A 25738-nucleotide genomic window follows, 5' to 3' on the forward strand; every position below is an offset into this window, starting at 1 on the left:
GCCTGCTGTTTCAGGGGTAGAACTGATCCCACATCTCCTGCATGGCGGAGGTGGGGTCGGTCACGATGACGTTGTTGAAATCCTTGATGAAGGCGGCCCGCTGTTTCGGATCGGACAGCACTTCATAGGCCTGCTTTATCTGGTGCAGCTTGATGGCTGCCTGCTCTTTCTCTTCTTCACTGGCCCCGTGCAGCTTGTCGGGGTGGTACTGGTTTGAGAGCCGACGATAGGCTTTCTTGATGTCGTTTTCGCTGGCGTTGGACTTGACGCCCAGCACCCGAAAGTAGTTGTTCATGGCAGATCCTGCATCACTGGCATCATAGGATTCACGCTGCGAGTGCCTGATGGTGGGGATTGGCAAACCAGGCACGGCAAAAACCCGTCATTTTAACGGAAACAGCCCGCCAACGCGATGAGTTGGGCGATCAATTAACGGGCGAGATGAAGAGGTGTCAGTTGAGCGTCTATTGTTGCCAGTCGATCTGGTCAGTGCAAGGGCGGCGGGGCAAAAGCGATGAAAAAACGGGCAGAAAAGGGGCGGGCGGCAGTCCGGGGCGAGGCTGCCGCCGCAGGGGTTACTCCTCCCAGAAGGAGGCGGAGGTGTGGTAGATCATCTTCTTGCTCATCCCGCCATCGACCACCAGATTGGCACCGTTGATAAAGTCGTTGCGAGGATCCGCCAGAAAGAGGCAGGCGCGGGTGATGTCGTCGGGGCGCCCGACCCGGCCGCTCGGGTGCTGGCGGTGATCCGCCTCGGTCAGGGTGTGGTAATCCTCCGCCTGGATCCAGCCCGGACTGATGGCATTGACCGTGATGGGGGAGTCGGCCAGCGAGTTGGCGAGGGACTGGGTGAGGGCGACCAGTGCCCCCTTGGAAGCGCCGTAGGCATCCCAACCCGGTTCGTTCTGCTGCCAGCGGGTGGAGGCAATATTGATGATGCGGCCATAGGGCAACCCGCGGTTGGCCTGCACAAAGGCGCGGGCGCAGAGCATGGCGCCGCGCACATTGACTGTCATCACCTGATCGAACTGGGATGCGCTCAGATCCTCGAAGCGGGTGTGGAACTTGCTGATGGCGCCGTTGTTGATCAGCAGATGGAGGCCGCCATGCTGCGCGCGCACCTCGGCAAAGAGGCGCACGATGGCCTGCTCGTCCCGCAAATCGAGCGGGTGAAAGTGGATCTCGGGATGGTCGAAAGCGTGAGGAGCCAGATCGGTGGCGATCACCCGATAACCCGCCTCGGCCAGCCCGATGCAGAGTTGGCGGCCAATCCCGCCAGCCGCGCCGGTGACCAGTGCAATTTGGGGTTGGTTGGTCAGCTCGTTCATTGTGCCGCTCCATTGCGCGCCCGCAGCACCTTGATGAGGGCCGACACCTCCTGCTGACCAAACCCTTGCGCCACCCCTTCCTCAAACAGATCGGCGGCAAAGCGCGGGAAGCGGCTGTCGATCCCGGCGTCGGTGGCATGACCGGCGAGACGGCTGATGGCGGCGCTCCAGGTTTTCAGGCTGGCGTAGGGGTGATCGAAATCGCCGCTCGCCAGCGTCTTGCCCAGGTGGGCCACATCGCCACCGAGAATGGGCGAGAGTTCGCTGAACTGGGCGCACACCTTGGCTACCGGCAACCCTTCCGCCTCACAAATGAGCGCGCCGTGCAGGGCCCCGAGCAGACCACCAGCAAAGTAGGCGGCGACGGCGCAATCTTGCGCCGCAGCGGCGCCCACCGCCTCGGCCACATGGTCGAGGGTGGGGGCGAGCAGGCGCAGCACCGGCTCGGCGTCGCTAAAGGCAGCGCTGGCACCGGAGCAGATGATGCTGGCATCGCTGGTGCCGATCTGATCCGGGAAGCAGAGGATGGCGCCATCGAGATAACGGGCGGTGCTGGCGTGGCTCCAACTCTCCAGCGCTCTGGCCCCCTGCGGGCTGCCGGTAGAGAGCTGCACCAGCAGCTTGCCCGCCACCGCATCGCTTGCTTCGTCCAGCAACTGCTGGCTGACGGCGTAGTTATCTACGCAGACAAGGGTGATATCGCTTGCGGCGATGGCCTCGCCAACCGAGGGGGCGAGAGTCGCGCCCAGCGCTTGCAGCGGGGCCGCTTTGGCGGCGCTGCGATTCCAGACGGTGACCGGATGGCCCGCCTTGAGCAAGGTGGTGGCGAGGGCGGAGCCCATGGCCCCGAGGCCGATGACAGAGAGATGGCGCATGATGGCTCCTGACGGTGTTGATAAACGCTGATATAGAAAATTGGGATGCCTTGTGGCAGGTAAGCCACTATATTTGCCCAGTGTCGCCGTGAAAAATGGCTTTTATGACTGTCTGGTATAGGTGAATTCTATGGATGTGCGAACCCTGCGTGCGTTTGTGGCTGTCTTCGAGGAGCGCAACATCACGGCGGCCGCTACCCGCCTTTTCATTACCCAGCCCACCCTCTCCACCACCATCAAAACGCTGGAGGATGAGCTGGGGGTGACCCTGTTTGTGCGGCAGGCGCGCGGGGTGGAGGGAACCGAAGCGGCGCACCGGCTCTATCCCCGCGCCAAGCGGTTGATCGCCGACACCGATTCCCTCGCCCGCGAGTTTCGTGAAACCTCCCCCTGCCTCGAGCTGACGGTGGGGATTGAGGCAGACCTTGGCGATGGCGTGGTGGGGACGCTGGTCAACGGGGTACTCGCCCACGAGGAGATCCTGCTGACTCTGGAGGAGGGTTGCTGTGGCGATGTGCGGCTGGGCTGTGAATTCCTGCGCTGCGGCGACGAGCTATTTATCCCCCTGCTGGAGGAGGAGTTTGTGCTGGTGCTGCCGCCGGATCACCCGCTGACGGGCAAGGGATCGCTCACCCCGGATGCGCTGGCGGACGAGCCCTGGGTCACCTGCCCGCGCCACGACTCCCACCTGCGGCTGATCGCCATCCTCGGCAATCAGGCGCCACTCTATCCACGGCGGGCGGGGTCGCTGCGACTGGCGGCGACTATGGTGGCCGCCGGGGCGGGGATCGGCTGGTTGCCCCGTTCGCTTTGCCCGCCCGGTTGTACAGTCGCCGAGCTGGCGGCCTCTTCCTTCAAGCGGCGGGTAGGGCTCTGCTACGCCCCCGATGCGCTGCGCTCGGCGGCGGTGACTGCCCTGCTGGAGCAGGTGCGCGGGATGCAGCTCCCCGCCTGATGTCGGCATAAAAAAGGGCCATCCGGTGGGATGGCCCTGTTGAAGGCAATGTTGTTGCGTGGCTAGAGCGACGCCCACCAGAGCCGCAGTTGCAAGCCCCACTTCGAGCTCCAGCCGGTGGTGCTGCTCACAAGCGTCCCATCCTTGATAACGAGGAAAGTCGGGGTGACCCCTACCTGCCACTTGGCGGCCAGCGCTCCCGACTCGTCGTTGTGGGTCGGGAAGGCGAGCCCCTTCTTGCTCATCCCATTGGCTAACTGCTCCGAATTGCCGGAGCGCAGCGCCACCGTCAGCACGTGTTCCCCCTCTTGCCAGAGCTGCTGCACCGCCGGGGTGGTGAAACGGCACACCCCGCACCAGCTGGCCCAGTAGTAGACCAGCAGCGGCTTGCCTTGACTTAAGGTAGCGAGATCCGTGCTGGTGCCGTCCTGCAATGTGACGGGGGCGCTCATCGCCCCCTCCGGCAGGGTCGGGCTGCGCCACAGATCCAGCAACGTCGAGATGACCAGCGCCATCAGCAGCAGCCAGAGCGCCTCCTTGCCCCAGCGGCGCCAGCGGGGTTGAGGATTGGTGGTCATTCTTTACCCCTGCTTGGCCAGTTCGGCCTTCACCAGCTGCTCCAGCTCCTCATAGGGGATGGCGCCCGGTACCAGCTGGTTGCCAATCAGGGTCGCCGGTGTGCCCTGTACCCCGAGGATGGTGCCGATGCGCAGGCTGTTGCGCAGCTCTTCGGTCGCCTTGGCGGCCGGTTTGAGCGCGGTGTTGCCGGTGGCGGCCAGCGCCTTGTTGATGTCCGCCTCGGTCAACATCCCCTGCTTGCTCATCAGCTTGTCGTGCAGGGTGAGGAAGCGGGCGGGATCCTGCTGCCACAGGGTCAGGCTGTATTGGGCCGCCTTGGCGGAGGTCTGCCCCTTGAACGGCAGCAGCTTGATCACCAGCCCCAGATCGTCCGGATAGGCCTTGAGCAGCTTGGTCAGCTGGGGATCGAACTGCTTGCAGTAGGGGCAGTTGTAGTCGGTGAACAGCACCAGCGTCAGCTTGGGGTTCTTGGCGCCGAGGCGCGGGCTGGTGGCGCTGTTGAACAGCACATCCTTGTTGCCCTTGATGAAGTTGCCAAGCTGCGCCTCCTGGGCTGCCGCGTTCTGTTTCTCCCAGGATTCGGCGGCCTCGTCGAGGATCTTGGGGTTGGCTATCAGGGTCTCGCGGATCAGCTCCTTGATGCGCGCCTCCTGCTCCGGGGTGAAGGGGGCTGCGTGCAGGGCCGGAGCCAGCAGGGTTGCGGAAAGGGAGGCCAGCAGGGTCAGGGCGCTAAGAGTCGGTTTCATGGTTGCTCCTTAAAATCGGGTGGTGCCAGCCTGAAGCAGGCCAGCCTTGTGCAATGTGGTCAGCAGATCGTCCTTGTCGAGCAGGGGTGACAGCGTGACCCCCTGCGGCAACTCCGGGCCGTAAATCTGGTTGAAGGGGACGGCCGCCGCGCCCCGCTTACGCAGGAAGGCGGCGATGGTGTCGCTTGGTTTGCTCCAGTCGCCGCGCAGGGCCACCACATCGGGGGCCGAGAGGGCCTGTTGCACCTCATCGCGTAGCAACACGTTGTATTTGTTGGCCTTGCAGGTGACGCACCAGTCTGCGGTGACATCGATAAAGACCCGCTTGTTCTGGGCCAGCGCATCTGTGATGGCGCGTTCGGAGAGCGGCTGCCAGACCACCTTGTCAACGCTGGCCGAGCCCTGCGCGCTAAAGGCGCCGCTCAGCAGCAGGGGGCTGCCAATCAGGGCGGCGAGGGCGATCGCCAGCGTGAAGCCGCGCATGCCGTAACGCCAGATGATGCCAGTCAGCAGTGCCAGCAGCATGGCAACCATCAGCCAGCCGGTGGCATAGCTGCCGAGATGGTTGTCGAGCAGGCTGGTGAGCCAGAGGCTGGAGCCCAGCATCATCAGGCCGAGCAGGATGCGCAGATGGTTCATCCAGCGCCCCGGTTTCGGCAACCAGAGGGCGAGCCGTGGCAGGGCCGCCACCAGTAGCCAGGGCAGGCTCATGCCAATTCCCAATGCCGTGAAAATCAGCCAGAGCTGGCCAAGGGGCGCTGCCAGCGCAAAGGCCACTGCAGTGCCGAGGAAGGGGGCCGAGCAGGGTGTCGCCAGCAGAGTGGCGAAGCTCCCCTGCAGGAAGTGACCGCCGAGGCTGTTGCCGCCGCTGGTGGCGAGGCGGGTGCTGAGGGCGCTGGGCAGGCGGATCTCGAACAGCCCCAACAGGTTGGCGCAAAACAGCAGGGTGACCAGCACCATCAAGCCGATAAAACCGGCACTCTGGAACTGGATGCCCCAGCCGACGGCCCCTTGCGTGGCGCGTAGCAGGCTGCTCATGGCCGCCAGCACCCAGAAGGAGGCGATGATCCCGGCGCTGGCGGCGAGGAACTGCTTGTGCACCGCGCCCTGTTCACGCTCCTGATGTTGCAACACAGTTCCCAGCTTGAGCGCCAGCACCGGCAGCACGCAGGGCATCAGGTTGAGGATCAGGCCGCCGAGCAGCGCTACTCCCAGCAACCAGAACAGCGAATGGCTCTGGTTGGGCAGCGCGAGCGGCGCGCCGATCGTCCCCTTGCCCTGCCACGCCTGTTCGCCGCTGGTGAGCAGCAGGCCGAGGGATTGGCCGCGCAGATCCGGCGCATCCCCCTGCCAGCCATCGCTCACCGGCACCCGGGCGATCAGGGTGTTGCCCTCGACCTCAAGCGCCGGTTTGCCAAACTCGGCCCCCTCCAGAGCGTCGATAAAGAGCGCTGGTGATTGCCAGCCCTCTGCCCGCTCGGCGCGCAGTTGCAGCTGGTTGTGCTGATAACCGAGCTCGACCCGGGTCTCGGCTGGCAACTGTTGGGGTAGGGTGCTCATCGCCTTCGCCCAGGCAAAATCGAAGTCGGCTGGGGCTGCGCCATCCAGCGCGAGGGTGAAAGGGAAGTCGGTCAGGATGCAGACGTTGCTGCAGGTCGAGAGGCGCAGAGTCCCCTTGAGCGGTTGCCCGGTTGGGTAATTGAGGCTGAGGGGGAAGGTCACGTCCCCCTGATAACCCTGGGTGCTGAGCCCGGCTACCTCGAAGTGGCGTGGCACCGGCCAGCGCCACTGAAAGTCTCCGACCGGCTCATCCCAGAGGATCTGGGGGGCAATGCCCCCTTCTCCCGGGCTGTGCCAGTAGGTTTTCCAGCCCGACTCCAGCTCGACATCGAGCAGGATGCGGGTCTGATCTGCCGTGCTGCGGTCGGCCTGCAGCCGTACCCGGGCGTGATCATTCTGTGGGCTGGTGAGCCAGCCCGTGTCGCTGGCCAATCCCATGGATTGCCACAGCAGACCGCCCAGTAGCAGGGCCGCCTTGAAGAGATTCGACATCTTTTTGGTCTCGCAAAAATTGAGTGACAGCTAACGAAAGAACGCTGCCGAACTCATTCCCGCCAGACGCAGAGGGTGAGGTGCAAACGCCGCTCGGGCGGCGAGATGACTCTGGGAGGGGGCAGTGGCGGTGTGTAGCGCCAAAGGGGGGCCAGCAGGGCGATCAGTACGGCCACGGCAAAGAAGAGCTGTTCGACGCAGAGCAGGGTGGCGGCGCTCAGCCACTTGCCGTTGAGCTGGCAGCTGGTGGGCTGCGGGCTGGCCGGTTTGGCATCCTCTTGATCCGTTGCCGAGCCTGGAACCGGCAGCGCCTGACAGCTGAGGGCGTGATCGAGCAGGGCAAGCCGGGCCAGCGGCTGGGCCGCACAATTGAGCACCAGCAGGCAGACCAGCAGCAGGAGATGTTTCGCTACCCGTTGTTGCAACATCATGTTCGCCCCGTCCATCAAGATGGGGCCATCCTAACGACCAATGGTGGGTGGGGCAAGTCGGCGGCGTCGTATTGATGTGCAGGACTGTGGGTGGCGCGACGGGGAGGGTGGTCGGTTCTGTTTGGCGAACGCTTGTTCGCTAAAAGGGGGATCAGTATACTGCGCCGAGTTAAAACTCGAGGTGTTCGATGCTCAAAATTGCCCGTGTGCTGCTGCTTGGTCTGCTGCTCATTTTCTGGTTCCTGTTCGGCCTGCTGCTCTGTCTGGTTCGTCCGCGCCATCCCAACAACGTCTATGTCTTCGCCCGCATGTATCACGCGGTCTGCCCGCTGATCGGGCTGCGAGTCAAAGTGACGGTGGCCGACGAGGTCAAATCGGTCGGCCCGGCGGTCTACGTTTGCAACCACCAGAGCAACTTCGACATCTTCACCGTGACCGGTGCGGTGCAGCCTGGCGTGGTGGCAGTGGGCAAAAAGAGCCTGCTCTGGCTGCCGCTGTTTGGCCTTATCTTCTGGCTCTCCGGCAACGTGCTGATCGACCGCTCCAACCGCTCCCGTGCTATCGGCACCATAGGTCAGGTGGTGGATCGCATCAAGAACCGTGGCACCTCCATCTGGATGTTCCCGGAAGGGACCCGCTCCCAGGGGCGTGGCCTGCTGCCGTTCAAGGCGGGCGCTTTCCACACTGCGGTACAGGCTGAAGTGCCCGTGGTGCCCATCGTCTGTTCCAGCTACTTCGGTCAGGTCGATCTCAATCGCTGGGACAACGGCGAAGTGCTGGTGGAAGTGATGGCGCCGGTCTGCAGCAAGGAGCACGGTGCCAGCGGCATTCGCGATCTCTCCGATACCTGCCGCGCCCGGATGGAGGCCAAACTGGCCGAGCTGGATGGCAAGCTGGGTCGCCATCACGCCGCCTGAACGCCATCATAACTGCATTGAAAGGGGAGCCACAGGCTCCCTTTTTTGTTGGTAAAAATCACCACCTGGTTGGCTATTCTCACCAATAAACGCTTATTGAATTTCCTCGGTAAATTCCCATCTATATGTAAAACAACAATAATTTTTCTTGGCACGGCTCTTGTAATGCAATGGGAAGAGATAGCCATCCCATCAACAAGGAGCCAGACCATGAGCGTATTCAGCCGCCTGACCGACGTGATTAATGCCAACCTGCACAGCCTGCTCGACAAGAGTGAAGAGCCGGAGAAGATGCTGCGCCTGATGATCGAAGAGATGGAGCAGGTGCAGGTCGAGATGCGTACCCAGGCCGCCCGCGTGATTGCCGAACAGAAGCAGCTGGAGCGTCACCAGCAGGCGTTGCACGCGCAGATTCTGGAGTGGTCGGCCAAGGCCGAGCTCGCCATCCAGAAGGGACGTGAGGATCTGGCCCGCGCCGCCCTCACCGAGAAGCTGGCGGAGGTCAAAAAATGTGAACAGCTGGAGCAGGACAAGGCCCGGGTCGCCGAAGTGCTGGCCCAGCTCACCGCCGACAGTGAACGGTTGGCCTCCAAGCTGACCGAGGCCCGCGAGAAGCAGAAACTGCTGACCCTGCGCGAGCAGACAGCCCATAGCCGCATTCGTGCTCGCGCCCAGGTGGACAACCTGCGGATGCATGAGCTGATGGCGCGCTTTGATGGTTTTCAGGGCCGGGTCGATCAGCTGGAAGCCCAGCTGGAGGCGGCCACCCTGGGGCAGAATCCCTCGCTGGAGGCCCAGTTCCGCGAGCTGGAGCTCAATGACGAGATCGAGCGCGAGCTGGCTCGCCTCAAAGGCCAGAAGGCGGAGGTGTAATCATGAGCCCCTGGCCCAAGGATCTGGTGCATCGCAAGCTGACCGGGGTCTGCGCCGGTATTGCCAGGCGGTTGGGGGTCTCCAGAGTCACGGTGCGGGTGGTGGCACTGCTCGCCCTGATCCTGATGCCGCCGCTGGCTCTGGCCGCCTATCTGCTGGCGGTGCTGGTGATGCCGCCCCGTTATGAATTGAAGCGCTGGCTGGATTGACCGAAGGGTTGAACAGTCGGCAGACAAGGTACTGATAAGGAGCAAGTTATGCTGGAATTTTTCATATTGCTGGTGGTGCTGCTGGTCATGGCACTGACCGGTTTTACCCTGGTAGCCATGTTGCTGGTGAGCGGCCTGTTCGTGCTGCTTGGGGCGCTGGGCGGCATGCTTGCTCTGATCATCAAGCTGGCCCCCTGGTTGCTGCTGGTGCTGGCGGTTTGCTGGCTGATCAGCAACCGCAGCAAGCGTTCCAATACCTACCTCTAACCCGCCTGAGGTTGTGCAAGACGTTGTGTGATGCTCCCTGATTTCCCCTTTCCGGCCACTCCTCGAGTGGCCTTTTTTTGCCTGTCGTCCTCAAGGCTGGGTGGCTGCGGGTAACCACTGGGGGCTCCAGCTCTGCCAGAGTGCCGGGCTGTGGATCAGCTGCTCCTTGAAGGATTTCGGCTGCTGCTTGAGACGATATTCGATGCGCAGGGCCGCCCCCTTCTCGCCGACTTCCTGTTGCCACGCCAGCGTCAGTGGCCCCTTGCCGCGCAGGGCGCGAGCGCCCTTGCCACTCTGGTGCTGGCGCAGGCGGCGCAGCGGATCCGTGCTGATCCCGGTATAGAGCAGGCCGGTGGCGGTGCGCACCATATAGACAGACCAGCGGGAAGGGGCGGAAGGTTGCTGTACCGGTGTGGTGGTCGCGGGTTCTCTCATTCAAATTCTCTGTGCCAAACTCAGAGGCAGCTCAAGGAGGTGCGATGAGAGTCTGGTTTTGGTTGTGGTTACTGTTGTCGGTCCCGGCTCTGGGGGAGACGATCCGTCTCTACGATTACCATCAGCATCCCCCCTTCAACACCGGAGTGGATGCAGGGCTGAGCCGCGAGCTGGTCAAGTATCTCAATGAAAAGCTGAGGGGTGAACCCAGAATCGAGCTTTGGCTGGTCAATCGCGCCCGGCTGGCGCTGGAGATGGCAGATCCCGACTTTGACGGTCTGGTGGTCTGGGTCAATCCCGCCTGGGTGGGGGATCCCCATCGCGAACGCTATCTCTGGACCTTTCCGGTGATGCGCGACACCAACGAGCTGGTCTCGAACATTGACAACCCGGTCACCTATCGCGGGCCAGACTCCCTCAAGGGGCTGGTGTTTGGCGGGGTGGAGGGCTACCGCTATCAGGGGATCGATGATGCAGCTGGCCGCGGGGAGCTGGTGCGTCAGGATGCCAAGAAGGTGAAGACCAATCTTGAGCTGCTGGTGCGCGGTCGCATCGATGTGACGCTGGTAAGTGGTTCATCGCTGGGCTTTTTCATCGACGCACAGCACTATCAGGGCAAGCTGTTTATCTCGCCCTTCCCCCAATCCAGCTATACCCGCCATATCCTGCTGCCCAAATCCCGTCCCGAGCTGCATGCCACCTTCAACGACATCGCCGAGCAGATGGACAGGGATCCCCGTTGGCACAAGGTGCTGGAGTCCTATCGCGGTACGCCCTGAGGGCGGCGCTTGAGCCGGTGTAGTGGCAACAGGCTCACCAGCAGACCTGCCCAGACAAAGGCGAAACCGACTGCCTTGATGGGGTCCGGCGCCTCACCAAACCAGTAGATGGCGAGCAGGAAGGCGAGGCTGGGCTCGATATATTGCAGCAGCCCCACCGTGCTCATCCGGGTTCTCGCCACTGCGTAGCAGAACAGCCCCACCGGCAGCAGGGTGGCGGGCGCACTGCCCATCAGCAGCAGCTTGTCGGCCAAATCCCCGTTCACGAATGCCCCTTCCCCGTGCCACGCCAGCGTGCCGATGATGATCAGCGCGACGGGCAGTTGCACCATGGCTTCCAGATAGAGGCTGGAGCCGGTGTCGTAGTGGATCTTCTTCTTGATAAGGCCGTAGCAGGCGAAGTTGGCCCCCATGATGAGGGAGAACCAGGGGAGCTGGCCGTAGCAGAAGAGCATGTAGGCGAGACCCGCCAGCGCCAGGGCGACCGCCAGATGCTTTTGCGGGGTGAGCCGCTCTTTCAGGAAGATGACGGCGAATACGATATTGAACAGCGGGGTCATAAAGAAGGCGAGGCTGGTGGTCAGCACCTGCCCGGTAGTGAGGCACCAGGTGAACATGCACCAGCTGATGGACATCACGGGGCCCGCCAGCAGAATGAGGCCGAGCTGGCGTGGCTCGCTGCGCAGTTGTGCCCAAGGCACCTTGTGGCCAAGCAGCAAAAACAGGGCCCCCAGTAGCACCACAGACCAGAGCACCCGGTGGGAGATCAGCTCCCACATGTTGACCTCGGGCATGAATTGATAATAGAGCGGCAGCATCCCCCACAGGATGAAGGAGAGGGTCGCGGTGCCGGTACCTAGCCAGTTTTTCATTATTATCCGTTTATTAAATTAAACACCCATGGCGATAGTAGGGGGCGCGCCCTGTTTCCACAAGAGGGAAAACAGGGAAATGCTGGTACTATCAACGTCATGCAGCGAATCGATAAGTTGTTTGAGCAAATCAGGGCCTGCCGTCTGTGCGAGGCTCATCTGCCGCTGGGGCCTCGTCCGGTGATCCGCGGGGCCGAGAGTGCCCGCCTGCTGATCATCGGTCAGGCGCCCGGCACCCGGGTGCATGCCAGCGGTATCCCGTGGGATGACCCCTCCGGTGACAGGCTGCGCCAGTGGCTTGGTGTCGATAAGGCTACCTTTTACGACCAATCCCGCATCGCCATCATGCCGATGGGGCTCTGCTATCCCGGCAGGGGAAAATCCGGCGATCTGCCACCCAGACCCGAGTGCGCACCCACCTGGCACGACAAGGTGCTGATGCTGCTGCCCAATATCGAGCTGACCCTGCTGATCGGACAATATTCACAAGCCTACTATCTGCGGGGGGCAGCCAAGGGATCGCTCACCGATACGGTGCGCAGCTGGGCCGACTATGGCCCCGGCTGGCTGCCGTTGCCGCATCCCTCCCCGCGCAATACCCTCTGGCTCAAAAAGAATCCTTGGTTCGAGGATGAGATCGTCCCCCATCTGCAGCAAAGGGTCGCCCCGCTTCTGGGGAGACCCTGAGTATTAGAGCGCTGGCTCGGCCAGCGGTTTTGGCTTGCTGCGCGCCATGGCGATGAGCGGCAGGACGATGCAGATACAGCCCAGCAGCAGCGGCAGACCGGGCTGCTCGTCAAACAACCATACCCCGATGGCCACCGCCATCAGCAGACCGGTGTACTCCGCCGAGGCGATCTTGCTCGCCTCCGCCTTGCGATAGGCCACCACGCACAATCCCGCATAGACCATGATCAGCGCCGAGGAGCCGAAGGCGGGCCACCACATCTGCCACTGCCAGTCGCCCCCTTCCCACAGTGCCAGCGCCAGGATAAAGGGCATGCTCAGCACGTTGGTGAAAAACAGGGTCTGGGCGATGGGCTGCTTGAGCGGGATCCGCTTGATCAGCAGGTTGTTGAGCGCCATCGACAGCGCCACCCCAAGCGCCGCCAGCGCAGCCCAGTTCACTTCAGTCGGGCGCAGCACGATCAAAACCCCGATAAATCCGATGACTGCGGTCAGCACCTTCTGGCGCGAGATCGCTTCCCCCGCCATCCACACCGCCAGCGGCACCATCATCAGGGGGGCGGCATAGAAGAGGGCATTGGCAGTGGCGAGCGGCAAGCGGGTGAGGGCCACTACCATCAGGCAGACGCCGACCGCCCAGATATGAGCCCGCAGCAGGTGCCACTTGATGGCCACCGGCGGGTTGCGGCGCCATGACCAGAGCAGCCAGGGCATCAGCAGAATGGCGGCCGAGAGCTGGCGGAAAAAGACAAACTGGAAGATGGGCTGATCCGGCTCCAGCACCTTGACCAGCGCATCGGAAAAAACCGCCACCATATTGCCCAGCACCAGATAAAGGATGCCGATCCCTACTGCATTCATACCACCTCCCACTTCAGATGAGCGGAGGGTAGCGTGCCGGTTGATATCCAGTAAAATGATAAAAAATGACCACTCATGAGATATTTAGATAATGAAGCTTCCTCCTCTGCGTGCGGTGCAATATTTCGAGGTAGTGGCCCGGCTGCTCAGCTTCTCCCGTGCCGCCCTTGAATTGAACGTCAGCCAGAGTGCGGTCAGCCACCAGATCCGCCTGCTGGAGGATTTTCTGGGTGAGCGCTTGCTGCTGCGTCAGGGTCGGCTGCTCTCGCTGACGCCGCAGGGGGAGAGCTACTTCGAAGGGATTGCCGCCGGGCTCAGCCAGATTGCCCAAAGCAGCGAACAGTTGCGCGGGGGCGGCGAGATGCGAGTCCGGCTCGCGGTCTACAGCTCGTTTGCGGTGAAGTGGCTAATCCCGCGGTTGGCCGGATTGCGCCAGCTCTACCCCGAGCTTGATTTGAGTCTGGAGATGGTGGCGGAGGATCCCGAGCTATCTGATCGGGTGGCAGACTGCTTTATCACTGTGTCACCCAACGGGCGGGGCTACTGTCACGATCTTATCTATCAGGAGCGGCTCTTTCCGGTCTGCAGTCGCCGCCTGTTGCAGCAGATCAGCGGGGAGTGGCCCGAGGCCATCTGGCAGCTGCCGCTGCTCTCGGTGCAGTCCATTTACAAGGCGCGGGGGGAGGATTGGCAGCGCTGGGCCAAGGCAGGTGGCTTGGTGATCCCTGACGAGGCGCGAATGCACCACTTCAGCCATGTGCTGCTGGCGATGGAGGCTGCGGCCTGGGATCAGGGGGTGGCGTTCGTGAATGACTACATGCTGCGACCCGATGATCCCCAGCTGGTGGCCTTGCCGGTACACCAGCTGGAGACGGGGGATGCCTTCTACTTTACCTGCAAGCGCTCGCGGGCCCATGAGCCCGCCATCAGCCGGTTGCGCCAGTGGCTGATGATGGAGACACGCCAGAGCATGCCGCTCTAGCCTGCGACGTTACGCTCTCTTGAACTGACTCAGTACAAACAGGCTGGTGGCACAGACGACGACCGAAGGCCCTGCCGGAGTATCTTGATACCAGGAGAGGGTCAGCCCCCCCAGCACGGCGAGACAGCCGATCAGCGCGGCAAAGCCAGCCATCTGCTCCGGCGTCTGGCTGAAACGACGGGCGGTGGCGGCAGGGATGATCAGCAGGGAGGTGATGATCAGCGCGCCGACAAACTTCATCGCCACGGCAATCACCAGACCAATCAGCAGCATCAAGACGCAGCGCAGCACATCGACCCGGATCCCTTCTACCCGTGCCAGCTCTTCCGAGATGGTCATGGAGAGCAGGGGATCCCACAACCGCCACAGGGTGAGCAGCACCAGCGCGCCACCGCCATAGATCCAGAGCAGGTCCATCGGTTGTACCGAGAGCAGGTCGCCAAACAGGTAGGCCATCAGATCCACCCGCACGTTATCCATAAAACTCAAGGTAACCAGACCGAGGGACAGGGCGCTGTGGGCCAGAATGCCGAGCAGGGTATCAGTTGCCACCTGCTGGTTGCGACTCATGATTACCAGCAGCATCGCCATGGCGAGGCAGCAGACCACCACCGCCAGGGTGAGATCGACCTGCAGCAGGATGCCCAGCGCGATGCCGAATAGGCAGGCATGGGAGAGGGTGTCGCCAAAATAGGCCATCTTGCGCCATACCACGAAGCTGCCGAGGGGGCCGGCCAGCAGGGCGATGCCGAGACCGGCCGCGAGGGCGTATAACAGAAAGCTGTCCACTTGAATGTCCTGTTGCTTGCGCTATTTGCTGTGAGCGTTGTTGCGAGAGGGCAGGCGGATGACGGGGGCCTGCGGTTCATTATGATGGTGTTCGCCATCGCAGTGGTGGTGGTGGGTATAGACCGCCAGCACCTCCTGCTCCGGTCGCCCGAACAGACGGGCAAATTCGGGGTGGCGCGCCACGCTTTCCGGCTCGCCATGACAGCAGACGTGGCGATTGAGGCAGATCACCTCGTGGGTGCTGGCCATCACCAGATGCAGATCGTGGGAGACCATCAGCACGGCGCAATTGAATTCGGCGGCGAGCTGGCCGATGAGGGCGTAGAGCTCGATCTGGCCGGTGATATCGACCCCTTGCACAGGTTCGTCCAGCACCAGCAGCTCGGGCTTGACCAGCAGGGCGCGAGCCAGCAGTACCCGCTGCATCTCACCACCGGAGAGCTTTTGCATCCGGTTCTCAAGCAATCCCTCTGCGCCAACCCGGGCCAGTGCCTCCTCGATGGAGAGGCGGCTATTTTTGCCCAGCTGCAGGAAGCGGCGCACCGTCAGCGGCAGGGTGGGATCCAGATAGAGGCGCTGTGGCACATAGCCGACTCTCAGATCGCGGCTGCGGGTGATCTTGCCCGAATCCGGGGTGAGCAGACCCAGCACCAGCTTGCTCAGGGTGCTCTTGCCCGCCCCGTTGGGGCCGACTAGCGTGGTGATTTTGCCTTTATTGAGGGTAAAGGAGACCTTGTCGAGCACAGAGCGTCCATCAAACGAGAGAGAGACCTCTTTCAGCTCTACCAGTTGGCTCATGACAACTCCGGGGTTTACAGCCATTGAGAGTTATAATATAACAAAAAGCAGCTGTTATATTATCACATACTTACCCCCTGACGAGATTCACCAATGAGAATTATTGCGCTTTTCACTGCCCTGCTGGCGGTGAGTTTGCCTGTTCGTGCCATTGAGGTACTGACCACCATCAAGCCGCTAGGCTTCATTGCCGCGGCGATCACTGACGGGGTGAGCGAGCCCAAGGTATTGCTGCCGACCGGTGCCTCTCCCCATGATTTCTCCCTGCGTCCGTCCGATATTCGCAGCATCAACAGTGCCGATCTGGTGGTGTGGGTTGGCCCCGAGCTGGAAGGTTTTATGGCCAAGCCGCTGGCCAACCATCCCCATGCTCTGGCCCTGACTCAGGTTGAGGGGATGCCGCTGTTCAACTACGCGACTCAGGATAGTCACGATTCCCATGACCATGATGATCACGATCATGCCGCCCACGGGCACGGTGACCATGATGAAGGGCATGAGGGACATCATCACGAAGGGGTCGATCCCCATATCTGGCTTGGCCCGACGCAGGCCAAAGTGATTGCCAAGGCGATCGCAAGTGAATTGGGCAAGCTGGATCCGGCCAATCAGGCTCGCTATGACGCCAACCTCGCGGCATTTGATACCAAGGTGGATGCCAAAGACAAGGTGATTGCTGGCCAGATGAAGGCGGTGAATGAGAAGGGGTACTTTGTATTCCACGAGGCGTATGGCTACTGGGAGCGCCACTACGGCATGAGTTCAAAGGGTCACTTTACCGTGAGCCCTGAGCGTCGCCCGGGCGCCAAGACCCTGGTGGATATTCGCAAGGCGCTGGAAGAGAAGCAGGCGAGCTGCATTTATGCCGAGCCGCAATTCTCACCGGCTGTGATCGAATCGGTGGCTCGCAATACCGGCGCCAAGGTGCTGTTGCTTGATGAGGTGGGTGAGCAGGTACCGCTCGGCCCGGATGGTTATCCCCAATTCATGCAGCAACTGGCAGACGCATTCGCCCAGTGTCGCTGATCAGCGGCTGAGCCTCTCATCCGGACGGACTATACTGACCTCCAGCATCTGACATGGAGTGTCCGGTATGAAATGGTTGTTGATCCCGGCCTGTACTCTGGCGCTATGTTGCGCCAACGTACAGGCTTCGCGTCTTTCCGAATATATTGCCAGTCCGGACCTGCGGGCCAAGCTGCAGGAAGTGTATGGTGGCAGGGCCATCCAGCGGGCCGAGGCATTTTCTCGCTTGCTCACCCCCAGAGCGGGTACAACCGACCAGCAGAAGATCGAGCTGGTGAACAACTACTTCAACAATCTCACCTACAGCGAGGATCCCAAGCTGTGGGGGGATGAGGATTACTGGGCCAATCCGCTGGAGTTCATCGGTGCCCGGGGTGGGGATTGCGAGGATTACAGCATCTCCAAGTACTACACCCTGATGGAGCTGGGGGTGGATGAGAAGAAGCTGCGGCTGGCCTACGTCAAGGCGGTGCGTTACAACCAATTCCACATGGTGACGCTCTACTTCCCGACGCCCAAGGCTGATCCACTGGTGCTCGACAACATCAACAGCCGGATCCTGCCGGGCAGTAAGCGTACCGACCTCATTCCCGTTTACAGTTTCGATGCCAAAAGCATCTGGATCATGAAGTCACGGCGGGAAGGGACGCTGGCGGGGAGTGCCGATCGGCTGGCGCAGTGGACATCTATGAAGACCCGCTTCTCCAGCGAGCAACTGCGCTCTCCCCGTCGTCAGCTATAGCTTGCCCGCCGCCTTCAACTCATCGAAATATTCCGCTGCGCCCGGATGCTGCTCAATACTCAGCACCGGGCCGGTTTTATTGCGTGCCCGGTGAAACATATTGGCGTAGCCATAAGTCTGCTCATTGAACTTGGTCTGCTGGGTCAGCATGGCCTTGGTCAGGCGATAGACAGACTCTTCCGGCATGGTGGCATTGGTAACCAGAGTGGCGGCAATGGCAAAGGTGGGCGTCGCCTTCAGATTGCCGGGGTAGATGCGGGCAGGCACCTGACTGCGTTGGTAATATTTGACCCCCTTGAGTAGCTGATCACGGGTGGCCCCATCGATGGGGAGGAAACTGACCGCGCAGCGTTTGGCGGTGTCGAGCACAATCCGGTTAGGGTGTCCCATCACCAGTGCAAATGCGTCGATCTGCTTGCTGCAGAGTGCATCCGGCAGGTTGGCCATGCTCTTCAGATCGAGATCCTGCTCTTTCGCTCCCAGGATGTTGAACAGAGCCAGCGCCGTCTGGCGGGTACCCGAGCTCTTCAACCCCATGTCGATGGGGGCGAGCTTGAGCTGTTCCAGTGAAGTGATATCGCCATCGGCACGGATCACTATGGTGAAGGGCTCGGCATGGGTGGCAAACAGGGCGCGCAGCTCAGGTTGCGGCTGCGTGGCAAAAGGGCCCAAGCCCTGGCTTGCCTGATACAGCCAGTCTGACTGCACCATGGCGTAGGCGGTCTCGCCACTCTTCAGCCGCTTCAGGTTTTCTATTGAACCCGATGAGCTCTGCAATGTGCACGCAAGTTGCTCGTCGACCTCATGAGCCAGACGGCAAAACTCTTTGGTTATCTGGTGATAAATCCCCTGCTCACCCCCGGTGGTGATAGTGACGGTTTCAGCCATCAGGCCGGGTTGCCACATCAGGGGCAACAGCATGGCGAGCTTCTTCATGATTGCGCCTCCTTGGCATAACCATCGATACCCCAGGTCCGCAGTTTGTCGATGTCGCGGCACTCTCCCGATTCTGCCAGCAGGGTATAACCGGCAGCATGCATGGTTTGGGAGAGCAGATTCCAGTAGAGCGGCGCATCGGTCAGCTGACAGCTGATAAAGATGGGATTGAGCGGATCAAGTTGATTGAAGGTATCTGCATTGAGGGGAATGGCGCTGAAGGCGAGCTCACACCCCTGTTCCTGTAGCGCGGCCAATGTGGACTGGCCGTGGGCGGGGAATGTGGCCACATCCCAGCGCCAATCCAGTGTTTTTCCTCGACCCTGGCTTAGCAGAGGGGCAATCTCGGACCATTGCGGGTGATTGAGCAGGGAGAGGGGCAGCAAGACCCCTTCTATATGAGAGTGCTGCCACTGTTGCAGGGCGCTCTGGATGGTTGCGAGATCGCTGTCGGCACCGAGGGGCTGACTGGGCAAGAAACGCTGATAGAGCGCGATCTCCCCTTGTGTGGAGACAAATTTTTGCAGTTGCCCGCCTTCCGGCAGTGGGCTCACTCCTTGCAGCGGCTGTGGGGGCGTCAGTAGCAGCTGTTTTCCCAGCTGGGTGATTTTGAGTCGTTGTTGCAGCAGATCCCGTTTGCGTTCGGAAACCAATTGGTTGATGGAAAGTGCCACTTCTTTGAGGTCTTGCAACCAGGGAGTGGGCAGGGTGCTGTTGAACTGGTGTTTGCGGATACGGATCAGCTGCAGGTTGATCTGCTCCAGGGGCTGCAGCAGGCGTTTGCACACCAGGGAGATGATCAGGGTAAATACGACGAGGCCCGCCAGCAGCGCCAGACCGGTGCGACTGATGGCATTCCACAGATGCTGATAGGCGTAGCCGCTATGCCCCTCAAGGGTCAGAGTACCCAGCATGCGCCAGCCATCGGTCAACTCTTGCTCAATCTTGACGGGGGGCATGCCGATAACCGAGGGAAGCCAGCCGGGGACATTTTGCTGGGTAGAGTGGAAGACCTTCTGAAACAGCACCTGACCATCCGGATCCACCAGAATGACCGAGCTGACGAAACCGCCATCGAACATGGCATTGACTATGGTCTCGGCCAGCACATTGTCGTCATTGAGCAGGGTTCCTTGCAGCACCAGCCCGAGAGCGGTGATGGCGGTTTCCAGGTTGGCTGACATCTGGTCGAGAATGGATTGGCGGACCGTCGTGACTTCCAGTGCAAACAGCAGCGCTGCACCGATCAGGAACAGGACGACAATTATTCTGATTAACAGTTTTGCTAACGACATATCCACTCCATGGAAAAGTTATCGCAACATTTCAGGTTTCTATTCAGTATCGAATCCGACCCGGTTCTTAAAAATAGGAAAAAATGGTTAAAAAAGACGATCATTTCTGCCCATCCGGGCGGGTTATGCATAAAATGTGAGGTTCATGCAGATTGTGATGAACTATTTGTAACTATTTGTGTCCAACAAACAGTTTTATACGGTTTTGTCACAACTGACATCGCAACTCACACTCTTTAGATCTAAATACAGGATAGCGGATGAAACGTCTCCGTCCCTTGGTAGTACAGGCTGCCAATTGGGAACCACCGGTTCCCCGCAAACACTTTTACGCCATGCTGATGCTGACGGCCATGACCCTGTCAGCAGTGGCATTATTGCCAGCTCCGGGTGACATCCTCGAGCGGCCGCTGCGTCTTGAGTTGCCCATTGATACCGCCGGTACGGCAACCAACGAAAACAACACCGACTTTAACGAAATCCCCGATCACGAACTGGTTGATCAGAGTGCGCCGGATGACGACATCCCGGTCGACACCACCCCCCAGTGGCAGGATTACCGGGTCCGCAACGGCGAAAACCTGACCGCTATTTTTAACAATCTCGGTCTATCCACCACCACCCTCTACAAGGTGCTGGACGCGGACAACAAGAACTATCTGGCGCGCCTCAAGCCGGGCCAGAATATCGAGCTGCTGATCGATCAGGACAACATCCTGCAGCAACTCAAAATCCGCCTGAACATCAAGCAGACACTGGTGATGGCGCGCAGCGACGATGCCTATACCGCCTCCATGATCAATGAGAAGGTTGAGTGGCAACCGCAGCGTTACAACGGCGTGATCAACGGCAGCTTCTATGTCAGCGCCCGCAATGCGGGGATTCCGGCCAACCATATCCAGAAAATTGCCAACCTGTTCCAGTGGCGAATGAATTTCGCCAAAGATCTGCAGAAGGGCGACAAGTTCAAAGTGCTGGTACGCCAGGAGACGGTGGAAGGCAAGAGCACTGGCAACAGCCAGCTGCTGGGTGTGGAAGTGACCAGCCAGGGCAAGACGGTGTCGGCCTGGCTCTCCGATGACGGCAACTATTACGACGGTCAGGGCAACAGTCTGGAGCGCGGATTCCGCCGCTACCCGACCCACAGCCGCTATCGGATCAGCTCCAATTTCAACCCGGCGCGCAAACATCCGGTAACCGGTATGGTGCGTCCTCACGAGGGCACCGACTTTGCGGTGCCGGTGGGCACGCCAGTGCTGGCGACTGGCGATGGTATCGTCCAGAAGGCAACCAGCCACCCGCTAGCGGGCACTTATATCGTCATCAAGCATGGCCGTACTCTCTCTACCCGTTATCTGCACCTGAGCAAGCTGCTGGTCAAAACCGGTCAGCGAGTGAAGATGGGCGACAAGATCGGCCTCTCCGGCAACACAGGTCGCTCGACCGGTGCTCACCTGCACTACGAGCTGCGGATCAACAACCGCCCGGTCAATGCCATGACAGCCAAGCTGCCGATGGCTGAACCGCTCAGCGGCAAGGAGCGTCGTCAGTTCCTTGCCAAGGTGAAGAGCTATCGCAAGGAGCTGGCCGCGGGTTGATTCCTGTCGTCACAGCCTGAAATGAAAGGCCCCGCCAGATTGGCGGGGCCTTTTTACATGCGCCGTGAGGGTCAATAACCCTTGTCGAAGTCGATCTTGCCGTCCAGTGGCTGGCCATCGATAAAGCGGATGTAGTTGCGCACAAAGATCTGGGCTACATCATCCGGGAAGCTGTAGGCGCTGTTGTGGGGGGTGACGATGAGGTTGGGTTGGCCCCACAATGGACTGTCGGCGGGCAGCGGCTCCTGCTCGAACACATCCAGCACTGCCATCGCCAGCTTGCCGGTACGCAGTGCGGTGAGCAGATCGCCAGAGTGCACGGCGCTGCCACGACCGACGTTGAACAGGATGGCGCCCGGTTTGCAGTGTTCGAAGCGGGCGGCATTGAACAGATGACGGGTATCGCGGGTGGCTGGCAGCACGCTGACGATGACATCGGCCTGCGCCAGCATCTTGTTGAGCGCAGGGAGTTGATAAACCTGATCAAACCCGGCCCGCTCCCGACCGCTGCGGCTGATGCCCAGTACCTTCATGCCAAAATGTTTGCCGGTGTGGGCAATATGCTGGCCAATGCTGCCGGTACCCAGGATTAACATCGTGCGGCCTTTGAGGCCCTGATAGGGGTGACTCTGCCACAGTCGCTGTTTCTGCTGTTCCCGATAAAGGGGAATTTGGCGCATCAGGCTGAGCAGATGACCAAAGACATACTCGCTCATCAGCGGGCCGAAGATGCCGCGGACATTGGTGAGCTGGTAGTCGCGGCGACTGTCAGGGTCGAGCAGCACATCGACTCCCGCATAGGTGGACTGGAACCAGCTCAGCTTGTTGGCTTTGGGCAGCAGCGGTTTGGCACGGGCCGGTTCGGCCATCAGAATATGGGCTTCGCCGATCAGCTTCTCGGCATCGCTCTGGTTATCGGCTCGCAGAATGCGCAGATGGGGGAGATTGGCGGCCTTGAGCAGCCGTTCGTAGTGAGCATTATCCTGGCTGAGCAAAAGAAGGGTACGTTGGCTCATACTCTTGTTCCTTATCAGAATTTGCGGCGCAACAAGATGCCGCTCTCGACCCATCTTACCTGACTTCATATCGCAACATAGCCGACCAGGGCGCTTTTTCGTTTTCGCCGCGCCCCTCGTGGGCTACAATCTGCCCCACATTTTGCAAAGGATCCGACTCCAGTGTTTGGTGACAAGTTTTATAAGCGACTGGCCGAGCTACAGCCTTGGCAACAGACCGTCTACACCCTGGCGCTGGCAGAGCGCATGTACCCCAACTATGCCCTGTTCTGTCAGGCTTCCGGCTTTGGCAATGCTGGTGCTTTCCGGCATGCGCTGGATCAGATGTGGGTCTACCTCACCGTCAAGGGATCCCGGGTCAATCTGGGTGCCATTCTCGAAGAGTTCGAGTCTCACATTCCGGATCCCCGCAAGTTTGAATCCTACGGTGCCTATCCCGCGCTGGATGCCTGTGTTGCGCTGGGCTGCGCCTATAACTCGGTGATCTGCCGGGTCGGCGAAGAGGCCAACGATGCCAGCCATGCGTCAGTCGGTACCGTGGCCGGTTTTATCGAGCTGCTGGAAGAGCGGGATCTGACCGAAGAGGAGCTCTACGAGCACGAGTACATGGAGGCCGAGCTGGAGTTCCAGGTTGAACTGCTCAAGCGGGTTGCCCATGAGCGCGACAGCGATCGTATCCTGGCTATCAGAGTATTCGCCTCTCAGGATGGCGTCTCCAATATCGGGATCAGCCTGGAAGAGTAATTCTCTGCGGCCCCTGATCGAAAAAAGCTCCCGTTCGGGAGCTTTTTTTATGCCTGAAATTGTTCAGCAGCTTATGCCTGCTCTTCGGTGAGGGGTCTGACGCTCAGCACCGGGGCTGCGTCGATTTCGTCTGCATTCATCATGGCGGAGATGCGTTGCAGGGAGGAGAGCAGCAGGGTCTGCTCCCAGGTTTCAAGGGATTGAAAGCGTTGGATAAAGCGCTCTTGCAGCGGGGTCGGGGCCTGAGCCAGCAGGGCACGGCCTGCATCAGTCAGTGTCGCGTGAACCTTGCGCTTGTCGGTATTGCTGCGAACGCGCTGCACCAGTTGGCGGCTCTCCAATCGGTCCATGATCGTGGTGGCGGTGGCCTGGCTCATGTTGGTGTGATCGGCCAGCTGGCGCATGGAGATCTGTCCCAACTCGTCGATCCCTTTGAGCAGCAAGAGTTGCGGGGAGGTGAGCCCGGCTTCTTTGATCAAGCGCCTGGAGTGCATGTCGATGGCACGAATAATCTGGCGCAGGGCGACCAGCACTTCATCATGTTTTTCCATGGGGTGTGCGTCATTGGAAGGCTATGGAGAGGCGCAAAATTTTCCGCCTAATTCGTCACAAGGTCAATATGGTTTTTGTTGTAATAATTTCTGCTCTAACTAATTTTGTGTTAGGTTGACGGGCATTTCACGGAATTCACCCTGACATTTGAGGAGCGAAATGATGAATGACGAGCTGGATATCAAGTCTCTGGTGGCCGAGTTACGTGTGGTCAGAGTGCGCTATGAACTGCCGGACACCTCGGCTTTTGTGCGCTATCAGCCTGCCTATGATGAAGATCCCAACAACCTCAAGGTACACCACTATGATGGTGAGTTACCCCTCTCTTGCAGTGAGACAGGTACTTTCAACCTAAAGGAGTTAGTGAACGAATTGCGCTACGCCTATGTGCTGGTGCACCTCTTTCCTGACGAAAGTGCCATGAACTTTTATCTGACCGGCCTCGATACCGGCCTGGCCCAGCTGGAATTCATCGGTGGCTCATACGACTTCAACCGCCTCTGGATCACCAGCGGTATCTCCAATCTGGGCGTCCCCATGGCCATCTTCCTTGGCAAGCGTCACGCCGTGAATGGCCAGCCCTCGGTTTCGCTGGTGGATCACCGCGAACAGGCGGCCGGCAAACTGGTCTATCGTGCCATCGGCGGGGCCGGTGATCATGTGGGCGAAGACTTTTTCAACAACGACTAAGGAGGCTGGATGCGAGCAAGCAAAGGGCTATTGAAAGGCCTCAACCCGACTATGGCCATGACGGCCCTCACCGTGATCACCCTGTTTTTGCTGTTTGGCGTATTTGTTCCCGATACCGCGGCCGCCTGGTTTGTCGGTGCCAAGGATCAGATTATTGCCGGGTTCAAGTGGTACTACATTCTGGTGGTCGCCCTGTTCCTGTTCTTCGCTGTCTACCTGATGTTCAGCCGTTTTGGCAGCATCCGGCTGGGTGACGACGACCAGGTACCGGAGTTCGGCTACTTCGCCTGGTTCTCCATGCTCTTTAGCGCAGGCATGGGTATCGGTCTGGTGTTCTGGAGCATCGCCGAGCCGATGAACCATCTGCAGGGCAATCCGTTCATTACCGAAGGGATGACCCCGGAAGCGGCCCAGATCGCCATGCGCCTCACCTTTTTCCATTGGGGCCTGCACCCCTGGGCCATCTATGTGATCGTCGGCCTGTCACTGGCCTTTTTCAGCTACCGGCGCAAGTTGCCGCTGGCGATCCGCTCTGTGCTTTACCCCATCCTTGGCGAGCGGATCTACGGTTTTTGGGGCCATGCGGCCGATGTGCTGGCCGTGTTCGGCACCGTGTTCGGGGTGGCGACCTCCCTTGGTCTGGGGGTCTCCCAGATGAATACCGGCCTCAACCAGATGTTTGGTATGGCGGTGTCGCAGTCCAACCAGCTCTGGCTGATTGGCGGTATCAGCCTGATCGCCACTCTGTCGGCGGTTTCCGGGGTCGGGCGCGGGGTGAAGATCCTCTCCGAGCTCAATATCTGGCTGAGCGTCTTCGTTCTCGCACTCTTTCTGGTGCTGGGGCCGACCACCTATATCCTCAACGCCTATGTACAGAACATCGGTGATTACCTGCAGAACATCGTCAAACTGAGCTTCTGGACCAACACCGAGGCCAACGGCACTTCGGCCTGGCAGTCGAGCTGGACGGCGTTTTACTGGGGCTGGTGGATTGCCTGGGCGCCGTTTGTCGGCATGTTTATCGCCCGCATCTCCAAGGGGCGTACCATTCGCGAGTTTGTGCTCGGTGTATTGCTGGTACCCTCGCTGCTCGGCATGTTCTGGCTCACCGTGTTTGGCGGCACGGCGATGAATCTGGAGCTATTTGGCGGTGGTGGCGTGGTCGCTGCGGTCAATCAGGATGTGACGCTGGCGCTCTACAAGACGGTCGACCTGCTGCACTGGGATACCTTCGGCTGGATCGCCAAGGCCGTGCTGACTCTGCTCATCTGCACCTACTTCATCACCTCCAGTGACTCGGGCACGCTGGTCATCACGACTCTGCTCTCCATCGGTGATCAGGAGCCGCCGGTACTGCACCGCGCCGTATGGGGTCTGGGGCAGGGGCTGGTTGCAGCTATCCTGCTGGTTTCCGGCGGCCTGGCGGCCTTGCAGGCGGCCAGCATCATAGCCGCGCTGCCCTTCTCGGTGATCATGCTGGCCATGTGCTATTCGCTGATGCTGGGGCTCAAACAGGAGAGCCAGCGCCAGTTCGAGTATCGTCAGAACCTCAAGCGCCACGATGGCTCATCCCATATGAGCCTGATGGAGCGAATTGGTCCGGCATAACGGCACCAGCAGGGGTTAGCGCCCCCTCACATATCAATCTGGATGCAAAACGGCCGCCCTGGCGATGCTCTCCTTGCGGAGCTCATCATCAGGGCG

The 25738-nt window shown here is 60.4% G+C and carries 30 protein-coding genes; 14 read left to right on the forward strand and 16 right to left on the reverse strand.

Going from position 1 to position 25738, the window contains the following annotated elements; genetic code table 11:
- Positions 1-10: 10 nt before the first annotated feature.
- The 3 genes from atcJ to ACTG27_RS19920 all read right to left on the reverse strand — a co-directional run bounded on the left by atcJ (position 11) and on the right by ACTG27_RS19920 (position 2203).
- A complete protein-coding gene (atcJ, locus tag ACTG27_RS19910) occupies positions 11-295 on the reverse strand; it encodes a cold adaptation protein ActJcold adaptation protein ActJ (protein ID WP_151287450.1) in 285 nt (94 codons plus the stop codon).
- Between the two features lie 280 nt (positions 296-575).
- A complete protein-coding gene (locus tag ACTG27_RS19915) occupies positions 576-1328 on the reverse strand; it encodes an SDR family NAD(P)-dependent oxidoreductase (RefSeq protein WP_439980253.1) in 753 nt (250 codons plus the stop codon).
- Entirely contained in the window at positions 1325-2203 is an 879-nt protein-coding gene (locus tag ACTG27_RS19920) for an NAD(P)-dependent oxidoreductase (protein ID WP_439980255.1), read from the reverse strand. The genes ACTG27_RS19915 and ACTG27_RS19920 overlap by 4 nt, the downstream gene beginning before the upstream one ends.
- Positions 2204-2333: 130 nt before the next feature.
- On the opposite strand from ACTG27_RS19920, the gene ACTG27_RS19925 reads away from it, so the two are divergent.
- A complete protein-coding gene (locus ACTG27_RS19925) occupies positions 2334-3158 on the forward strand; it encodes a LysR family transcriptional regulator (protein WP_439980256.1) in 825 nt (274 codons plus the stop codon).
- Positions 3159-3220: 62 nt separating this feature from the next.
- Here the strand turns inward: ACTG27_RS19925 and ACTG27_RS19930 are convergent, their stop codons facing one another.
- Genes ACTG27_RS19930 through ACTG27_RS19945 form a run of 4 tightly spaced genes read right to left on the reverse strand, consistent with a single transcriptional unit; the run spans position 3221 to position 6966 of the window.
- Positions 3221-3736 (reverse strand): protein disulfide oxidoreductase, encoded by a 516-nt coding sequence (locus tag ACTG27_RS19930; RefSeq protein ID WP_439980257.1) that lies wholly within the window; start codon positions 3734-3736, stop codon positions 3221-3223.
- A 3-nt stretch (positions 3737-3739) separates the two neighbouring features.
- The gene (locus ACTG27_RS19935) at positions 3740-4483 is read right to left on the reverse strand and encodes a DsbA family protein (RefSeq protein WP_005354886.1); all 744 of its coding nucleotides are present in this window, start codon (positions 4481-4483) and stop codon (positions 3740-3742) included.
- 9 nt (positions 4484-4492) lie between these two features.
- Positions 4493-6535 carry a protein-disulfide reductase DsbD family protein gene (locus ACTG27_RS19940; RefSeq protein ID WP_439980258.1) on the reverse strand — a complete coding sequence of 681 codons (2043 nt, stop codon included), beginning with the start codon at positions 6533-6535 and terminating at the stop codon, positions 4493-4495.
- Between the two features lie 53 nt (positions 6536-6588).
- On the reverse strand, positions 6589-6966 hold the full coding sequence (locus ACTG27_RS19945; RefSeq protein WP_005354882.1) for a hypothetical protein: 378 nt from the start codon (positions 6964-6966) through the stop codon (positions 6589-6591).
- A 188-nt stretch (positions 6967-7154) separates the two neighbouring features.
- Between ACTG27_RS19945 and ACTG27_RS19950 the strand changes: the two genes are divergently transcribed.
- From ACTG27_RS19950 to pspG, 4 genes are all read left to right on the forward strand, one after another.
- Positions 7155-7883, forward strand: coding sequence for a 1-acylglycerol-3-phosphate O-acyltransferase (locus ACTG27_RS19950; protein ID WP_215802015.1), 729 nt, complete (start codon positions 7155-7157; stop codon positions 7881-7883).
- A gap of 210 nt (positions 7884-8093) precedes the next feature.
- Positions 8094-8756 (forward strand): phage shock protein PspA, encoded by a 663-nt coding sequence (gene pspA / locus ACTG27_RS19955; RefSeq protein WP_439980259.1) that lies wholly within the window; start codon positions 8094-8096, stop codon positions 8754-8756.
- A 2-nt stretch (positions 8757-8758) separates the two neighbouring features.
- Positions 8759-8965 (forward strand): PspC domain-containing protein, encoded by a 207-nt coding sequence (locus tag ACTG27_RS19960; protein WP_005335873.1) that lies wholly within the window; start codon positions 8759-8761, stop codon positions 8963-8965.
- Positions 8966-9013: 48 nt separating this feature from the next.
- Entirely contained in the window at positions 9014-9232 is a 219-nt protein-coding gene (pspG, locus tag ACTG27_RS19965) for an envelope stress response protein PspG (RefSeq protein WP_005335871.1), read from the forward strand.
- Positions 9233-9322: 90 nt separating this feature from the next.
- Here pspG and ACTG27_RS19970 read toward each other — a convergent pair whose 3' ends face one another.
- Positions 9323-9667: a GIY-YIG nuclease family protein gene (locus ACTG27_RS19970; RefSeq protein WP_047434463.1), complete on the reverse strand. Its 345-nt coding sequence runs from the start codon at positions 9665-9667 to the stop codon at positions 9323-9325.
- 44 nt (positions 9668-9711) lie between these two features.
- Here ACTG27_RS19970 and ACTG27_RS19975 point away from each other — a divergent pair, with 44 nt between their 5' ends.
- Positions 9712-10446 carry a substrate-binding periplasmic protein gene (locus ACTG27_RS19975; RefSeq protein ID WP_267518675.1) on the forward strand — a complete coding sequence of 245 codons (735 nt, stop codon included), beginning with the start codon at positions 9712-9714 and terminating at the stop codon, positions 10444-10446.
- Here the strand turns inward: ACTG27_RS19975 and rarD are convergent.
- On the reverse strand, positions 10428-11318 hold the full coding sequence (rarD, locus tag ACTG27_RS19980; protein WP_005363056.1) for an EamA family transporter RarD: 891 nt from the start codon (positions 11316-11318) through the stop codon (positions 10428-10430). The two genes, ACTG27_RS19975 and rarD, sit on opposite strands and share 19 nt — an antisense overlap.
- 99 nt (positions 11319-11417) lie before the next feature.
- Between rarD and ACTG27_RS19985 the strand changes: the two genes are divergently transcribed.
- A complete protein-coding gene (locus ACTG27_RS19985) occupies positions 11418-12005 on the forward strand; it encodes a uracil-DNA glycosylase family protein (RefSeq protein WP_335839131.1) in 588 nt (195 codons plus the stop codon).
- Between the two features lie 3 nt (positions 12006-12008).
- On the opposite strand, the gene ACTG27_RS19990 is transcribed toward ACTG27_RS19985, so the two are convergent.
- A complete protein-coding gene (locus tag ACTG27_RS19990) occupies positions 12009-12866 on the reverse strand; it encodes a DMT family transporter (RefSeq protein WP_005335858.1) in 858 nt (285 codons plus the stop codon).
- A 91-nt stretch (positions 12867-12957) separates the two neighbouring features.
- Here ACTG27_RS19990 and ACTG27_RS19995 point away from each other — a divergent pair, with 91 nt between their 5' ends.
- Positions 12958-13848, forward strand: coding sequence for a LysR substrate-binding domain-containing protein (locus tag ACTG27_RS19995; RefSeq protein WP_058058364.1), 891 nt, complete (start codon positions 12958-12960; stop codon positions 13846-13848).
- A 9-nt stretch (positions 13849-13857) separates the two neighbouring features.
- Here ACTG27_RS19995 and znuB read toward each other — a convergent pair whose 3' ends face one another.
- Together znuB and znuC are read right to left on the reverse strand one after the other, a co-directional pair.
- Entirely contained in the window at positions 13858-14637 is a 780-nt protein-coding gene (gene znuB, locus ACTG27_RS20000) for a zinc ABC transporter permease subunit ZnuB (protein ID WP_005354863.1), read from the reverse strand.
- A gap of 21 nt (positions 14638-14658) precedes the next feature.
- Positions 14659-15435, reverse strand: a complete 777-nt coding sequence (gene znuC / locus ACTG27_RS20005) for a zinc ABC transporter ATP-binding protein ZnuC (RefSeq protein WP_439980260.1) — start codon at positions 15433-15435, stop codon at positions 14659-14661.
- Positions 15436-15528: 93 nt separating this feature from the next.
- On the opposite strand from znuC, the gene znuA reads away from it, so the two are divergent.
- Together znuA and ACTG27_RS20015 are read left to right on the forward strand one after the other, a co-directional pair.
- Positions 15529-16461, forward strand: a complete 933-nt coding sequence (znuA, locus tag ACTG27_RS20010; protein WP_371178897.1) for a zinc ABC transporter substrate-binding protein ZnuA — start codon at positions 15529-15531, stop codon at positions 16459-16461.
- Between the two features lie 67 nt (positions 16462-16528).
- Positions 16529-17203: a transglutaminase-like cysteine peptidase gene (locus tag ACTG27_RS20015; protein WP_005335848.1), complete on the forward strand. Its 675-nt coding sequence runs from the start codon at positions 16529-16531 to the stop codon at positions 17201-17203.
- On the opposite strand, the gene ACTG27_RS20020 is transcribed toward ACTG27_RS20015, so the two are convergent.
- Positions 17198-18139 (reverse strand): TAXI family TRAP transporter solute-binding subunit, encoded by a 942-nt coding sequence (locus ACTG27_RS20020; protein ID WP_439980261.1) that lies wholly within the window; start codon positions 18137-18139, stop codon positions 17198-17200. The genes ACTG27_RS20015 and ACTG27_RS20020 overlap by 6 nt on opposite strands.
- Positions 18136-19434 carry a LapD/MoxY N-terminal periplasmic domain-containing protein gene (locus ACTG27_RS20025; protein ID WP_439980263.1) on the reverse strand — a complete coding sequence of 433 codons (1299 nt, stop codon included), beginning with the start codon at positions 19432-19434 and terminating at the stop codon, positions 18136-18138. The genes ACTG27_RS20020 and ACTG27_RS20025 overlap by 4 nt, the downstream gene beginning before the upstream one ends.
- Before the next feature lie 260 nt (positions 19435-19694).
- On the opposite strand from ACTG27_RS20025, the gene mepM reads away from it, so the two are divergent.
- Positions 19695-21032: a murein DD-endopeptidase MepM gene (gene mepM, locus ACTG27_RS20030; protein WP_005354854.1), complete on the forward strand. Its 1338-nt coding sequence runs from the start codon at positions 19695-19697 to the stop codon at positions 21030-21032.
- A 71-nt stretch (positions 21033-21103) separates the two neighbouring features.
- On the opposite strand, the gene ACTG27_RS20035 is transcribed toward mepM, so the two are convergent.
- Positions 21104-22048: a D-2-hydroxyacid dehydrogenase gene (locus ACTG27_RS20035; protein ID WP_005363043.1), complete on the reverse strand. Its 945-nt coding sequence runs from the start codon at positions 22046-22048 to the stop codon at positions 21104-21106.
- A 162-nt stretch (positions 22049-22210) separates the two neighbouring features.
- Here ACTG27_RS20035 and ACTG27_RS20040 point away from each other — a divergent pair, with 162 nt between their 5' ends.
- Positions 22211-22792 (forward strand): YjaG family protein, encoded by a 582-nt coding sequence (locus tag ACTG27_RS20040; RefSeq protein ID WP_005335839.1) that lies wholly within the window; start codon positions 22211-22213, stop codon positions 22790-22792.
- A 71-nt stretch (positions 22793-22863) separates the two neighbouring features.
- Here the strand turns inward: ACTG27_RS20040 and ACTG27_RS20045 are convergent, their stop codons facing one another.
- Positions 22864-23343, reverse strand: a complete 480-nt coding sequence (locus ACTG27_RS20045) for a MarR family winged helix-turn-helix transcriptional regulator (protein WP_047434495.1) — start codon at positions 23341-23343, stop codon at positions 22864-22866.
- Positions 23344-23506: 163 nt separating this feature from the next.
- Here ACTG27_RS20045 and ACTG27_RS20050 point away from each other — a divergent pair, with 163 nt between their 5' ends.
- Entirely contained in the window at positions 23507-24034 is a 528-nt protein-coding gene (locus ACTG27_RS20050; protein ID WP_005335836.1) for a hypothetical protein, read from the forward strand.
- A gap of 9 nt (positions 24035-24043) precedes the next feature.
- The gene (locus ACTG27_RS20055; protein ID WP_307896221.1) at positions 24044-25642 is read left to right on the forward strand and encodes a BCCT family transporter; all 1599 of its coding nucleotides are present in this window, start codon (positions 24044-24046) and stop codon (positions 25640-25642) included.
- Positions 25643-25738: the final 96 nt, after the last annotated feature.

Source organism: Aeromonas sp. 97A (assembly GCF_051919185.1).
In the GTDB taxonomy this organism is placed as follows: domain Bacteria; phylum Pseudomonadota; class Gammaproteobacteria; order Enterobacterales; family Aeromonadaceae; genus Aeromonas; species Aeromonas veronii.

Excerpts from the sequence above, each read along its gene's own strand:
- ACTG27_RS19975 (WP_267518675.1), top strand. The coding sequence starts at position 9,712 with ATGAGAGTCTGGTTTTGGTTGTGGTTACTGTTGTCGGTCCCGGCTCTG.
- znuC (WP_439980260.1), bottom strand. The coding sequence starts at position 15,435 with ATGAGCCAACTGGTAGAGCTGAAAGAGGTCTCTCTCTCGTTTGATGGA.
- ACTG27_RS20045 (WP_047434495.1), bottom strand. The coding sequence starts at position 23,343 with ATGGAAAAACATGATGAAGTGCTGGTCGCCCTGCGCCAGATTATTCGT.
- ACTG27_RS19940 (WP_439980258.1), bottom strand. The coding sequence starts at position 6,535 with ATGTCGAATCTCTTCAAGGCGGCCCTGCTACTGGGCGGTCTGCTGTGG.
- pspG (WP_005335871.1), top strand. The coding sequence starts at position 9,014 with ATGCTGGAATTTTTCATATTGCTGGTGGTGCTGCTGGTCATGGCACTG.
- ACTG27_RS19985 (WP_335839131.1), top strand. The coding sequence starts at position 11,418 with ATGCAGCGAATCGATAAGTTGTTTGAGCAAATCAGGGCCTGCCGTCTG.
- ACTG27_RS19970 (WP_047434463.1), bottom strand. The coding sequence starts at position 9,667 with ATGAGAGAACCCGCGACCACCACACCGGTACAGCAACCTTCCGCCCCT.
- znuA (WP_371178897.1), top strand. The coding sequence starts at position 15,529 with ATGAGAATTATTGCGCTTTTCACTGCCCTGCTGGCGGTGAGTTTGCCT.
- ACTG27_RS19945 (WP_005354882.1), bottom strand. The coding sequence starts at position 6,966 with ATGATGTTGCAACAACGGGTAGCGAAACATCTCCTGCTGCTGGTCTGC.
- ACTG27_RS20015 (WP_005335848.1), top strand. The coding sequence starts at position 16,529 with ATGAAATGGTTGTTGATCCCGGCCTGTACTCTGGCGCTATGTTGCGCC.
- ACTG27_RS20025 (WP_439980263.1), bottom strand. The coding sequence starts at position 19,434 with ATGTCGTTAGCAAAACTGTTAATCAGAATAATTGTCGTCCTGTTCCTG.
- ACTG27_RS20050 (WP_005335836.1), top strand. The coding sequence starts at position 23,507 with ATGAATGACGAGCTGGATATCAAGTCTCTGGTGGCCGAGTTACGTGTG.
- pspA (WP_439980259.1), top strand. The coding sequence starts at position 8,094 with ATGAGCGTATTCAGCCGCCTGACCGACGTGATTAATGCCAACCTGCAC.
- atcJ (WP_151287450.1), bottom strand. The coding sequence starts at position 295 with ATGAACAACTACTTTCGGGTGCTGGGCGTCAAGTCCAACGCCAGCGAA.
- ACTG27_RS19930 (WP_439980257.1), bottom strand. The coding sequence starts at position 3,736 with ATGACCACCAATCCTCAACCCCGCTGGCGCCGCTGGGGCAAGGAGGCG.
- ACTG27_RS20035 (WP_005363043.1), bottom strand. The coding sequence starts at position 22,048 with ATGAGCCAACGTACCCTTCTTTTGCTCAGCCAGGATAATGCTCACTAC.
- rarD (WP_005363056.1), bottom strand. The coding sequence starts at position 11,318 with ATGAAAAACTGGCTAGGTACCGGCACCGCGACCCTCTCCTTCATCCTG.
- mepM (WP_005354854.1), top strand. The coding sequence starts at position 19,695 with ATGAAACGTCTCCGTCCCTTGGTAGTACAGGCTGCCAATTGGGAACCA.
- ACTG27_RS19990 (WP_005335858.1), bottom strand. The coding sequence starts at position 12,866 with ATGAATGCAGTAGGGATCGGCATCCTTTATCTGGTGCTGGGCAATATG.
- ACTG27_RS19950 (WP_215802015.1), top strand. The coding sequence starts at position 7,155 with ATGCTCAAAATTGCCCGTGTGCTGCTGCTTGGTCTGCTGCTCATTTTC.
- ACTG27_RS19935 (WP_005354886.1), bottom strand. The coding sequence starts at position 4,483 with ATGAAACCGACTCTTAGCGCCCTGACCCTGCTGGCCTCCCTTTCCGCA.
- ACTG27_RS19915 (WP_439980253.1), bottom strand. The coding sequence starts at position 1,328 with ATGAACGAGCTGACCAACCAACCCCAAATTGCACTGGTCACCGGCGCG.
- ACTG27_RS19995 (WP_058058364.1), top strand. The coding sequence starts at position 12,958 with ATGAAGCTTCCTCCTCTGCGTGCGGTGCAATATTTCGAGGTAGTGGCC.
- ACTG27_RS19925 (WP_439980256.1), top strand. The coding sequence starts at position 2,334 with ATGGATGTGCGAACCCTGCGTGCGTTTGTGGCTGTCTTCGAGGAGCGC.
- ACTG27_RS20020 (WP_439980261.1), bottom strand. The coding sequence starts at position 18,139 with ATGAAGAAGCTCGCCATGCTGTTGCCCCTGATGTGGCAACCCGGCCTG.
- ACTG27_RS19920 (WP_439980255.1), bottom strand. The coding sequence starts at position 2,203 with ATGCGCCATCTCTCTGTCATCGGCCTCGGGGCCATGGGCTCCGCCCTC.
- ACTG27_RS19960 (WP_005335873.1), top strand. The coding sequence starts at position 8,759 with ATGAGCCCCTGGCCCAAGGATCTGGTGCATCGCAAGCTGACCGGGGTC.
- ACTG27_RS20055 (WP_307896221.1), top strand. The coding sequence starts at position 24,044 with ATGCGAGCAAGCAAAGGGCTATTGAAAGGCCTCAACCCGACTATGGCC.